We start from the raw sequence: 11848 nt of genomic DNA, 5'->3' as shown, positions 1-11848 counted from the left end.
TCAGCTCCGGATGACGCCCGTCCAGAGGCCCTTCACCACCACCTCGCCGCGCTGGTTGCGCGACTCGGTGGCGACGACGACGAACTCCATGCCGGCCTTCCCGTAGATGTTCTCGATGCGGCCCGTGGTCGTCATCACATCGCCGGGGCGCATGACGCCCAGGAACTCCAGCTCCTGCTCGCCGTGCACCAGCATCAACAGATTCACGCCCAGCTCCGGGTCCGCGACGGCCGCGCCGAACGGGCGGATGGCGAACACGACGGCGAAGCTTGGGAACGCGATGATGTCCCCGTACGGGCCCTTCTTCGCGGCGTCGTCGTCGTAGAGGAGGGGACTGACGTGCTCGGGCGGCTCGCCCGGCGTGCCGGCGGCGGGATGCGCGCCTCCCACGGCCAGGGCGAACTCGCGCAGCTTCTCCGCGCCAATCGTGTACGTGTACGGGCCGTATTCCCGGCCGATGAAGCGCTTGTCGATGGCCATGGCGACTATCCGAGGGAGGCTTCGACGATGGCGCCCTTGAGGACGGCCTCGCCGCGCTGGTTGGTGGCGGTGACTTCCGTGGTGAGCCGGTCCGCTTCGATGGCCGTGATTCTGCCCTCGAACGTGACGACGTCCTCCGGCCGCACGGGGCGCGAGAAGCGCACCTTCACCTTGCGGATGCGGCCCGGGTCTCCCACGAAGATGCCGACGGCTTCCACCGCCCAGGCCAGCGTGCAGAGGCCCTGCAGGATGACGCCGTCCAGGCCGGCCACCTTGCCGACCTCCGGGTCGATGTGGATGGGATTGAAGTCCCCGGATGCGCCCGCGTAGTAGATCGGCCGGTACAGGTCGCACTCGCGGACGTGCGTGAAGGTATCGCCTACCTGGAAGGTGCGTGCCATGAGGCCCTCTCATCTAGCACGGAGGGCCCTGCTCGCTCACCCCGTCGCGGTGCCCTGGTCCAACGGGTCATCCACCTCGGAGCCCTCGCGGCGCTTGCGGTACTGCTCGCGCACGTACGCCACCAGCTGGTCCAGATACGAGGAGAGGGGAGGGCACCTCACCCCCGTGCCGTCCAGGAGCTCCAGCGTGTTGTGGCAGTTGTAGATGGCCAGGTGATTGACGTAGCTGATGGCCGCGCGCTGCGGCCGGGCCAGCTTCTCCAGCACCGGCAGCCGCAGCATGACGTCCGCCGCCCGCGCCGACAGGTTGAAGCGCGGCAGCTTCTTGTTCGCCTTCTCCGCGATGAGCTCGTACACGCGCCGCGCGCTCATGGGATTCGGGTCCACCAGGTGGAACGTGCGGCCCGCCGCGCGAGGGTCCTTCCCCAGTCGCCACACCGCCTCCACCACGTAGTCCACCGGCACCACGTTGAGCGGCGCCACGCCGTTGCCCGGCAGCGGCAGCGGCACCACCAGCGGCGACGTCACCAGCAGGATGCCCAGGTAGTAGGGCCCCTCGAACTTGTCGATCTCCCCCGTGCGCGAGTCGCCCACCACGCTGGACGGCCGGTACACGGTGACGGGCAGGGTGGAGCTGGCGCGCATCACCAGCCGCTCCGCCTGGAACTTCGTCTCCTCGTACGGATTGCGGAAGCCCTGGCCCCGGTCCAGCTCGTCCTCGGCGATGACGCCCACGCGGTCGCCAGACACGTAGCAGGTGGAGAAGTGGTTGAAGCGCGCCAGGTGCTCGCAGTCCCGCGCCAGCTCCAGCATGTTGCGCGTGCCGTCCACATTCACGCGCCACGCGGTGTCCTTGGCCACGCCCAGTTGCGCCACCGCCGCCAGGTGGAAGATGTCCGTCACCCGCTCGCACAGGCGCTGGTACTCCTCGCCCGACAGGCCCAGGTGCATGTCCACCACGTCACCGGTGAGCAGCTCCACCGTGGCGCCCTTCAGCTTGGACGCGTGCTTCTGTGCTTCCTTGAGCGCCTTCGGCTGAACCAGCGCGTAGACGTGCCCCTTCGGGTCCTCCCGCGCGATGTGCTCCACCAGCCGCTTGCCGATGAACCCGGGATAGCCGGTGATGAAATACGTCCCAGCACCGGTCTTCTTGCGCGTCTCGCTCATTGCGCGCGGAGCATACTCGCCCGTCAGCCGCGCGCGAGCATGGCGCGCCAGACCGACTCCACTTGCTCCCGGGTGGAGGACAAGTCCCGGCTGTTGTCGATGACCCACGTCGCGTGGGCCCGCTTGTCGTCCAGGGGGAGCTGGGCGGCCAGCCGCGCCTCGGCCGCCGTCGCGTCCAGCCCGTCACGCGCCATCAGCCGCGCTTTTTGCAGGTCCCGGGGCACCCACACCAGCGCCACCCCCTCCATCCACTCGTGCATCCCCGCCTCCACCAGCAGGGGGACATCGTAGATGACACGCTCCACGCCCCGGGCCTCCAGCGCCTGGACCTTCTCCACGAAGGCCTCGCGCACCAGGGGGTGGGTGATGGCGTTGAGGGCGGCGCGCTCCGCGTCGTTACCGAACACGCGCGCGCCCAGCCTCGCCCGGTCCAACCGGCCGTCGGCGCCCACGACGCCGGGGAAGCGCTCGGCGATGGCGGCGAGGCCCGGGGTGCCGGGCTCCACCACTTCGCGCGCGAGCACGTCCGCGTCGAGCACCTCCGCGCCCAACTCCCGCAGCATCCGGGTGACGGTGCTCTTGCCGGAGGAGATGCCGCCCGTCAGCCCGAAGACGTGCACGGTGGGGGCCTACTTCGCGGCCTTCTGCGTGGTGAAGGTGAGCGACTGCACCGTCTTGCCGTCCTCGTTGAAGAAGATGGCCAGCCCCAGCTTCGGGTAGAGGAAGTAGGTGCGGAAGTCGTCCGTCAGCTTGCGCTGGTAGCACGGCGTCGCGGGCACGGGGCCGGAGGGGCAGGCGGGGCCGTAGCTCGTCTCGATGGTCTCCTTGTCGATGACGGGGCCGGGGAACACGTCGATGCGCTCGATGAGCCCGCTCGCGTCCACCTTGAACTGTGCCTGGCTGGTGCCCTTGATGGCCTCCTTGCCGAGATAGGCGATGGTCTCCTTGCCGTCCTGGCTCACCGTGCGCGAGGGCTCGCCGAACTTCTTGACGACCTCGTCCTTCTTGGTGACGCCGGGCTCCACGCCCTGCCACGGCTTGGCGACAGCGGGGAAGGCGACGGCAATCACGGCGAGCGCAATCAAGGTCCTCATCACGACTTCCTCCCTAATGGAAAGGGCGGGCGGGGCTCAAGCGCTGCCCTCTCTTTTCAACGGATGATTCCGACGGGCATTCAACCACGAGACGCCTTGCCCCGTCCGGGGGGGAGTGCTACTTCGCGAGCCATGCGCGCTCCTGGCTCCAGGATTCTTCCCGTCCTCCTGCTGGCCCTCTGTGGCGTGGCCGGGGCGGCGGACTTCGTCGGCGCTGACAGTTGCAAGGGCTGCCACCCGGAAGCCTACGAGGCGTGGATGCAGTCCAAGCACGCCCGGGCGGTGAGCTCCCTCTCCGAGCAGCAGCAGAAGGACGGCCGCTGCCTGTCCTGCCACTCGCCGGACCAGGTGTCGCAGACGCAGGCCAGTGTGAGCTGCGAGACATGTCACGGGGGCGGGCAGTACTACTCGCCCGAGTACGTGATGAAGGACCCGGAGCTGGCGCGCCTGGTGGGGTTGGTGGACCCGTCGGAGAAGCAGTGCCGCTCCTGCCACGACGCCTCCTCGCCCTCCTTGCGGCCGTTCGACTTCAAGGAGTCGCTCAAGGCCATCGACCACTGGTCGGCCGAGCGCGCCCGCCGCGCCGCCCGGTCCGAGGCCCAGGCCACTCCCCCCTCCACCGCGAAGAAGTAGCCGCTTGATCAAGATTCTCGACGCCCGATTCGTCGTCACCGCCGTGGAGCCCAAGGGCTACCCGCAGGGACATACCGCCGAGGTGGCCTTCGTGGGCCGCTCCAACGTCGGCAAGTCCTCCATGATCAACACCCTCACCGGCCGCAAGAAGCTGGTGCGCGTGTCGAACACCCCGGGCCGCACCCGGACGCTCAACTTCTTCGACGTGGACCTGGAGCGCGGCAACTTCCGCCACCAGGTGCGCCTGTGCGACCTGCCGGGCTACGGCTTCGCCCGCGCGAGCAAGGCGGACAAGGCCCAGTGGGAGCAGATGATCACCACCTACCTCGAGAAGCGGCACCGGCTCGAGGTGGTGATCAGCATCATCGACGCGGAAGTGGGCCCCACGCCGGATGACCTGGCCACGCTGGACTATCTGCAATCCCACAAGCGCAAGGTGCTGGTGGTGGCCACCAAGATCGACCGCATCACCAAGGCCAAGACGCTGCCCCGGCTCCAGGAGCTGTCGCGCCAGGTGGACCTGCCCATGGAGGCGATCCTCCCGTTCTCCTCCACGGAGCGGCGGGGCGTGGACGAGGTCTGGGGCGCGCTCCTGGACACCTTCGGCAAGGCCACCCGCCTCTGAGCCCGGGGCCCCGGGGCTCCATCAGGTAGTCGCCGCTCCGGGTGGTGTTCCCCTCCCGACGAGGGAGTCGCTGTGGTAGGCACGCCGCCGTGTCCTCCGAGAACGGCAAGGGTAATGGCAGGGATTCGCAGCTCGCCCTGCGCGAGTTGCAGCAGCAGTTGATGAGGCTGTCACCCCGGAGGCGCATGGAAGCGCTTCTAGAGGGTGCGGATGCGGCGGCGGTGGTGCGCGCCCTGCCGCCGGAGAGCCTCTACGTCACCATCCAGGAGGTGGGGCTCGAGGACGCGACAGAGCTGGTTCAGCTCGTGTCGCCCGCCCAGTTCCGCGCCTTCGTGGACCTGGGCGCCTGGAAGCGCGACAAGCTGGACTCGCACGCCGTGCTGACGTGGCTGCGCGCCGCGCGTGGTGGCTACGACGACACTCCGGAGTTCCTGCGCAAGCTGCACGCGGTGGACATGGAGGTGCTGGAGTACCTGCTGCACGAGCTGGTCGCCGTGCATGACCTGGAGGAGAACCCGGACGTCAACCCGCAGGGCGTGACGCTGGAGACTCCGGAAGGCCGCTACCTGGTCGAAATCAAGGCCGAGGGCGCGGAGATGTCCGCGGTGCGGGCGCTCGTCACCGACCTCATCGCGGAGAACCCCTTCGAGGCCGTGCGCCTGCTGGAGGCCGTGCGCTGGGAGGTCCCCGCCGAACTGGAGGAGACGGCCTTCCAGTTCCGCAAGGCGCGCCTGCTGGATCTGGGCTTCCCGACGCTGGAGGACGCGGTGGCGCTCTTCAGCCGCGTGGACGTGCCGGCGCGTCGGTCCTCGAACACCACGACTCCGTCGGGCACGGCGGCGCTGACGGCGCCCCAGGGCCACGTGGACTACCTGGACGCGGCCTTCCGGGGACTGACTGAAATCGAACGTCAGAACGCGGAGGACGAACTGGCGGGCGTGGCCAACGCGGCGCTGGTGGCGGAGCTGGCGGACCCGGGTGACCTGGATGCCGTGCGCAGGGTGGGGGAGATGGTGCGGGACTACCTCTCGCTCGGCCTGGAGCACCTGACGGGGGCGGACCCCACGCAGGCCATCGAGGTGCTGCGCGACACGCCCCTGCGGCGCATCTTCCAGACGGGCTTCACGCTGACGCTCCAGCTCAAGTTCCGCGCGGACCGGCTGGCGAAGTCGCCGGGCGCGGTGGTGGACGGCGTGCTGCTGATGCTGCCGGAGGAGTCCGCCGCGATGGAGGCCCTGCGCCGCAAGCGACCCCGTCGCACGCTGAAGGTGGAGGGCGCGGAGCCGGTGCCGTTCCGCTCCCTGCGCGAAGTCGCCGCCAGCGAGGCCGTGCTCGCGCGCGCGGAGGCCCAGGTGGAGGTCCTTCGCGGCGTGCTGGGTGGCACTCCCCAGGCCGCGCATCAGGCGGTGGCCCGCTTCGGTGTCCCGCTGGAGACGCTCGGCGTGGAGCGGCTCTTCGCCGCCGTGGTCGCCATGGCGGTCCTGGACGCGAGGCCGGATGCCCGCCCGGTGCCGCTGGGGCGCACGGTGGAGTTGGGCCAGCGCCTCTTCGAGGGCTCTCCCCAGGCGCCACGCCTGCTCGCCTCCGCGTCGGAGCGCGCCGTGTCGGGCCTGGAGGGCGCGGTGGCCCCGGAGGCTCGCGCGGAGCTGCGTCGCATGGTGGGAGTGACACTCACGCGGCTCTTGTCGGAATTGGGCGCGGCGTGGCTGGAGGACGCGAAGTGGAGTCCCGTCGCGTCCGAAGTGTTGCCCATGGAGAGCAGCCCGGTGCCGTAGCTTTTTCAGGGTGGGAGGCCTCCCGGTAACTCGGGGGCCTTGCTGCCCGTGGAGATCCGGGTGCTTGCGAGCCCGGACCCTGGCACGCCCTCTGCTTCTGTCTGCCGCACGCGAAGGTGTACGCGCGTGAACTGCCAGAGGAGGAGGGACATGGTGCCGGGAGAGCAGGGGCAGCGCCGTGACGTGTGGGCCTTCTATGCGCTGACCGCATTCGCCGCGGTGATGTACGCGGTGCCGGGTGAGTGGATCCCCGTGCTGGCGCCGCTTCGGCTGGCGCTGCTGACGTCAGTGGTGGCCGCGGGTTTGATGGTGATTCGGAGGTTGGGGCGCGGGGAGCCGCTCTACCTGGATGGAGCGCGAGGCTGGGGGCTCATCGGCTTCTCGTGCCTCGCCGTGCTGTCGGTGTCGTGGGCGGTGAACGCGGAGGTCGCGCGCTACACGGGCATCGAGCTGCTGAAGCTGACGGCCATCTACCTCACCGTCGTCAATGTCATTTCAAGCGGGCGCCGGCTCGCCGTCGTCTGCGGGTCCATCGTCCTGGCCTCCGTGGTGACGTCCATCGGCGTCATCAACTGGTACATGGTGGGGGAGAACCTGGTGGAGGGCTTCCGCGCGCGCTGGGTGGGCGTGTACGCGGACCCGAACCACATGGCGATGAACCTGGTGCTGGTGGTGCCGCTCGCGGTGGCCTTCGTGGCGCGCAAGGGCTCGTCGTGGGTGTGGCGGGTGGCGTGTCTGGTGGCGGCGGTGCTGGCGGTGGTGGCCATCGTCCTGTCGCACTCGCGCGGTGGCTTCATCGGTCTGTCCATCGCCATGGGCCTGTGGGCGTTCCGCGAGAAGCGCCGCATCCAGGCCATCGTCGTGGGCTCGCTCTTCGTGGTGGGCCTGGTCGTGTTCGCGCCGGAGAGCTTCTGGGCTCGCAACGAGACGGTGGCGGCCTTCCACGAGGACGCGTCCGCCATGGGCCGCGTCTACGCGTGGCAGGTGGCCAGCCGCATGAGCCTGGACAAGCCGCTCCTGGGCGTGGGCGCGGGCAGCTTCCGCTACGCGTGGGCGGAGTACGCGCCTCCGGAGGCCCGGCGCGCGTACGTGGCGCACAACATCTTCCTGGACGTCATCGGAGAGCTGGGCTGGGTGGGCCTGGGCCTCTTCATGATGTTCGCGGGAGGCGCGTCCGGCGGTGCGTTCGCCGCGTCGCGCGGCAAGGAAGTGGGTTGGATTGCACGGGCGCTGTCCGCGTCCGTGGCGGGCTACCTGACGTGTGACTTGTTCTCCGGCTACATCCTCTCCGCGCATTGCTACGTGCTCTTCGGCCTGGCTGCCGCGGCGCACCGCATCGCCCGCGCGGCGGAGGTGACGGAGACGGTGGCTGTGCCGGGGGGCCAGGCACCCGTCGGGCCCGTGGGGGCGTGGGAGGGGTCGGGACATGCGGCGTGAAGACGTGAATATGGGGGCCAGGCCCATGCGCCTGGTGCAGTTCACCCGGTCTTTCCACATCGGTGGCACGGAGGTGCAGGTGCTGGAGTTGCTGCGGGGACTGCCCCCCAGCTACCAGCTCCAGGTCTCCGTGCTGGAGGACGCCGGGCCGTTGATGGGCGCGGTGTGGAAGCTGGGCTACGCGGCGGAGACGTTTCCCCTCAAGGGCTCCGTCGCGCAGGCCAACACCGCGTACCAGGTGATGCGCATGGCCCGCTGGCTGAAGTCCAACCGCGTGGACCTGGTCCACGTGCACGACTTCTACTCCACGCTCATCGCCGTGCCCGCCGCCAAGCTCGCGGGGACCAAGGTCATCGTCGGTCGGCTGGACTTGTCCCACTGGCAGGGCAAGGCGCGGCGCGCGGTGCACTCGCGGCTGACGGCCATGGCGGACCACGTCGTCGCCAACGCGGAGGCCATCCGCCGGATGCTGGTGGAGGAGGAGGGGCTGCCCGCCTCGCGCATCTCCGTCATCCACAACGGCCTGGACCTGGCCCGCTTCGACATGCGCATGCGCGAGGGCCTCAAGGCCCCGCTGCCCGACACCGGCGATTCACCCGTCATCGTCCATGTCGCCAACATGAACCACCCGGTGAAGCGGCAGGAGGACCTGCTGCTGGCGCTGGCCATGCTCCACCACGGGGGCACGCCGGTGCAGGCCTTCCTCGTGGGCGACGGGCCCCGCCGCAAGGGCCTGGAGAAGCTGGCCGCGGAGCTGGGTGTGTCGGACACCGTGCACTTCCTGCGGCACCGCACGGACGTGGCCGCCATCTACGCGCGCGCCACCCTGGGCGTGCTGTGCTCCAGCGCGGAGGGCATGTCCAACGCCGTCATGGAGGGCATGGCGGCCGGCCTCCCCATGGTGGTGACCCGGGTGGGGGGGAACACAGACCTCGTTCGCGATGGCGAGCGCGGCCTCGTCGTCCCCTCCGAGCGCCCGGCCCAGCTCGCCCAGGCCATCAACCAGCTCCTCTCGAGCCCCGAGAAGGCCAGGCGCATGGGCCGCGCGGCCCGGGACTTCGTCGCCCGCGAGCTGTCCCTGGAGCGGTTGATCCGCCTCCATGACGCGCTGTATCAACGCGTGGTTCACGGCCCCTGAGGGCCATGTCAGACCGGCGTGGATACTTCGCGTCGTTCGCCGGCAATGGGGCGCCGGCCCGTCCGTAGGTGGGGTGTTCGTACCCTACCTCGGAGCTCCCGTCATGTTGCTGCCCCTGCTGGCTGTGCTGGCCTCCGCCGCCCCGACGACGCAGACCTGGAAGTTCGACACGGATGGAACTCCCCAGGTCCATCTTTCCAATGTTAATGGCGCGGTCCGCGTAGATGCGGTAGACGGGAATAGTGTGGTAATCGAGGCTGTTCCGGAAAATCCCGACAGTTCCCGGAAAGCCATGAGCGTGGAAGTCAGCCAGGACGGTGACGCGGTGGAAGTGAAGGTGTGCTGCGGGCCCTGCGAGGCGAAGCAGCAGTCGTGTCGGGCGGAGCACGGCTCGGTGCGGTTGACGGTGAAGGTGCCGAGGGCGTCGGAGCTGGACGTTTCAGTGGTGAACGGGGCGGTGGTGGTGAAGGGGGTGACGGGGCCTCAGCAGCACGCCACGGTGAACGGCCGTGTGGAAGTGAACGGCTCGGAGCGACGTTTGTCGGTGAGTACCGTTGAGGGAGAGGTGGTACTGGCTCCCAAGAAGCTCGAGGACACCGAAGTCACGACGGTGTCGGGCAACGTCCGGCTGAAGCTGCCGGAGCGAGCGGACGCGCGGGTGGAATTCAGCTCTGTAGGGGGGAGTTTCAACGGGAGCAGCGTGGCCCTGGGGTCGAGGAAGAAGACCTACGGCGCGGGCACCCACGAGGTGGAAGTGAGCACCGTCAGTGGCTCGCTGACCCTCCAGGAATAGCTTTCGAGGCCCGTCTCCAAGTCAGACGGCCCGGGGCGCTCGCCGGTGAAACTCCAAGGCGCCGGCGAGCGCTCACTTTTTGTCGTGCCGCTTTGCGTCCCCACCTTCCGGTGGCGCGAGACGCGAGGCCCCGGCCGGCGAGCCGCTCACAGGGCGGCCCCGGCCTTCAGGAAGCGGACGTCCTGGCGCTCCGGTGCTCCGCGCCAATGGCCTGGGAGACGCTCGTGAAGCCGTCTCTCTCCAGCAGGGCGGCCAGGGCGGGGAGGATGCGGCGCACCATGCCGGGCCCCTCGTAGATGAAGCCCGTGTAGACCTGCACCACGGACGCTCCCGCGCGCAGCTTCTCGTAGACGTCCTGGGCGCTGAAGACGCCTCCCACGCCGATGATCGGCAGCGCTCCGCCCGAGCGCAGGTACGCGCGTCGGATGACGGCGTTGGCGGCCTCTCGCACGGGCGCGCCGGACAGGCCGCCGGCCTCCTTCGCGAGCGGGTGCTCGAAGGGCCGCGCCACCGTGGTGTTGGTGGCGACGAGGCCCGCGAGCTTCCGGGTGCGCGCCACGTCCACGACCTCGTCCACGGCCTCGGGCGTCAGGTCCGGGGCAATCTTGAGGAACAGGGGCTTGCCCGGGGCCACGGCGGCCAGACGCTCCTGCACGGCGCCCAGGAGCGCGGAGAGCTGCTCGGGCTCCTGGAGCTTGCGCAGGCCCGGCGTGTTGGGTGACGAGGCGTTGACCACCACGTAGTCACCCAGGGGCGCGAGCGCGTCCACGCACGCCACGTAGTCCTCCACCGCCTGCTCCAGCGGCGTGTCCTTGTTCTTGCCCACGTTGATGCCCAGCGGCCCGGGGTGCCAGGCGCGCTGACGCAGGTGGGCCGCGGCCACGGCGGCGCCGTGGTTGTTGAAGCCCATGCGGTTGATGACGGCCTGGTGCTCCGGCAGGCGGAACAGGCGGGGCGTGGGGTTGCCGGGCTGGGGACGGGGCGTGACGGTGCCAATCTCCACGGCGGAGAAGCCGCAGGCGAACAGGCCGTCCACCGCCTCCGCGTCCTTGTCCAGGCCCGCGGCCAGGGCCACGGGGTGGGCGAAGCGCAGGCCCGCCACCTCCACGGACAGCGCGTCGGAGACGCCCCGGAGGGCCCGTCCTCGCAGGGACTGGCACAGCTCCTGGGAGTGCCCCAGCTCCCGCAGCCCGAAGAGGCCGAGCCGGTGCGCGGGCTCCGCCGGGAGCCGGAAGAGCAGCGAACGAGTCAGTCCATACATGCGCTTGGGGCTCAGGCGGGGATGAACGACGCCTGACGGGCCCAGGCGAGCGTCTGGTCCACCTGCTCCGGCGTGAGGATGCCGTTGTTCTCCACCAGCTCGATTTCACGGCGCATGTCCGTCTCGAGCAGGTAGGGGCCATCGGTGTTGATGGTGAACTTCACCTTGCGGTCCCAGAAGGTGCGGATGATGTGGCGCAGCTCCTCCACGCCCTCCACCGCCTTGGTGTGCAGGTTCGACGTCGGGCACAACTCCAGGACGATGTCGTTCTCCCGCAGCACCTTCATGGCCGCCTCGTCATAGGCCGCGCGGATGCCATGGCCGATGCGGTGCGGCTTGAGCTTCTCCACCACGGACATGACGCCCTCGGCGCCCGTGCCGCGTGTCTCGCCGGTGTGCACCGTGCACTTCAGGCCCGCGCGCCGCGCCCGGCCGAAGAGGTCCTCGTACTGCGCCACGACTTCGGGCTTGAGCTCCATGGCGTTGGTCTCCGTGCCGGCCAGGTCGATGCCGTACACGCCGCGCGTGCGGTACTTGATGGCCTTGTCCACGAGGATGCTGTTGAGCCGGTGGTCGAACTCACGGGCCAGACAGAAGATGAAGCCCACCTTCACGCCGTACTCGAGCACCGCGCGGTCCATGCCCCGCAGCGCCGCGTGGATGATGTGGTCCAGATCCAACTCGGACTGGAGGTTGCGCTTCATCGGATTGAAGCGCAGCTCGATTTGCGTCACCCGGCTGCCCCGGTACTCCTTGCCGATGATTTCGTAGACGGAGCGCTCAATCGCGCTGGGTGACGACTGAATCTTCTCCGTCCAGGTGTGGAGGATCTTCAGGTAGTCATCCAGGCTCCCCACCTTGCCCGGACGGGAGGTGATGAGCTCCACGAAGTCGAAGTACGTCTTGACCGGGAGCTTGAAGCCTTGCTGATGGGCGATGGACCAGAGGATGTGGGGGGCCACCGAGCCGCCCACGTGGATGTGGAGGTCGATCAGTTCACGTGCCATGGCGGTATGTATGCACAGTGCCGGGCACACGTAAAGG

13 protein-coding genes are annotated in these 11848 nt (G+C 69.3%); 6 read left to right on the top strand and 7 right to left on the bottom strand.

What is annotated here, in order from left to right:
* From G4D83_RS15705 to G4D83_RS15685, 5 genes are read right to left on the bottom strand one after another with little or no spacing between them, the layout of a single operon-like run.
* A complete protein-coding gene (locus tag G4D83_RS15705; protein WP_163865568.1) occupies window positions 1–480 on the bottom strand; it encodes an FAS1-like dehydratase domain-containing protein in 480 nt (159 codons plus the stop codon).
* 5 nt (window positions 481–485) lie between these two features.
* Window positions 486–881, bottom strand: coding sequence for a MaoC/PaaZ C-terminal domain-containing protein (locus G4D83_RS15700; RefSeq protein WP_163865567.1), 396 nt, complete (start codon window positions 879–881; stop codon window positions 486–488).
* 36 nt (window positions 882–917) lie between these two features.
* Window positions 918–2048 (bottom strand): SDR family oxidoreductase, encoded by a 1131-nt coding sequence (locus G4D83_RS15695; protein ID WP_176436814.1) that lies wholly within the window; start codon window positions 2046–2048, stop codon window positions 918–920.
* 23 nt (window positions 2049–2071) lie between these two features.
* Window positions 2072–2668 carry a dephospho-CoA kinase gene (gene coaE / locus G4D83_RS15690; RefSeq protein WP_163865566.1) on the bottom strand — a complete coding sequence of 199 codons (597 nt, stop codon included), beginning with the start codon at window positions 2666–2668 and terminating at the stop codon, window positions 2072–2074.
* A 9-nt stretch (window positions 2669–2677) separates the two neighbouring features.
* Window positions 2678–3142 carry a hypothetical protein gene (locus G4D83_RS15685; protein WP_163865565.1) on the bottom strand — a complete coding sequence of 155 codons (465 nt, stop codon included), beginning with the start codon at window positions 3140–3142 and terminating at the stop codon, window positions 2678–2680.
* 132 nt (window positions 3143–3274) lie between these two features.
* On the opposite strand from G4D83_RS15685, the gene G4D83_RS15680 reads away from it, so the two are divergent.
* From G4D83_RS15680 to G4D83_RS47400, 6 genes are all read left to right on the top strand, one after another.
* On the top strand, window positions 3275–3775 hold the full coding sequence (locus G4D83_RS15680) for a cytochrome c3 family protein (protein ID WP_163865564.1): 501 nt from the start codon (window positions 3275–3277) through the stop codon (window positions 3773–3775).
* A 4-nt stretch (window positions 3776–3779) separates the two neighbouring features.
* A complete protein-coding gene (gene yihA / locus G4D83_RS15675) occupies window positions 3780–4400 on the top strand; it encodes a ribosome biogenesis GTP-binding protein YihA/YsxC (protein WP_163865563.1) in 621 nt (206 codons plus the stop codon).
* Window positions 4401–4489: 89 nt separating this feature from the next.
* Window positions 4490–6175: a DUF6178 family protein gene (locus tag G4D83_RS15670; RefSeq protein ID WP_420826638.1), complete on the top strand. Its 1686-nt coding sequence runs from the start codon at window positions 4490–4492 to the stop codon at window positions 6173–6175.
* 150 nt (window positions 6176–6325) lie between these two features.
* Window positions 6326–7612: a spore coat polysaccharide polymerase ExoJ gene (gene exoJ, locus G4D83_RS15665; protein WP_163865561.1), complete on the top strand. Its 1287-nt coding sequence runs from the start codon at window positions 6326–6328 to the stop codon at window positions 7610–7612.
* On the top strand, window positions 7602–8750 hold the full coding sequence (gene exoK / locus G4D83_RS15660; protein WP_163865560.1) for a spore coat polysaccharide biosynthesis glycosyltransferase ExoK: 1149 nt from the start codon (window positions 7602–7604) through the stop codon (window positions 8748–8750). Before exoJ ends, exoK begins: the two co-directional genes overlap by 11 nt.
* Entirely contained in the window at window positions 8713–9543 is an 831-nt protein-coding gene (locus G4D83_RS47400; RefSeq protein WP_476703752.1) for a DUF4097 family beta strand repeat-containing protein, read from the top strand. The genes exoK and G4D83_RS47400 overlap by 38 nt, the downstream gene beginning before the upstream one ends.
* Before the next feature lie 166 nt (window positions 9544–9709).
* On the opposite strand, the gene G4D83_RS15650 is transcribed toward G4D83_RS47400, so the two are convergent.
* Both G4D83_RS15650 and G4D83_RS15645 read right to left on the bottom strand, forming a co-directional pair.
* The gene (locus G4D83_RS15650; protein ID WP_163865558.1) at window positions 9710–10804 is read right to left on the bottom strand and encodes a quinone-dependent dihydroorotate dehydrogenase; all 1095 of its coding nucleotides are present in this window, start codon (window positions 10802–10804) and stop codon (window positions 9710–9712) included.
* A gap of 11 nt (window positions 10805–10815) precedes the next feature.
* Entirely contained in the window at window positions 10816–11811 is a 996-nt protein-coding gene (locus G4D83_RS15645) for an amidohydrolase family protein (RefSeq protein ID WP_163865557.1), read from the bottom strand.
* Window positions 11812–11848: the final 37 nt, after the last annotated feature.

Origin of the sequence: Myxococcus eversor (genome assembly GCF_010894455.1) — a bacterium.
Classification (GTDB): Bacteria; Myxococcota; Myxococcia; order Myxococcales; family Myxococcaceae; genus Myxococcus; species Myxococcus eversor.
Note: the sequence above shows the minus strand (reverse complement) of the source record. Positions and strands in the feature narration are given on the sequence as shown.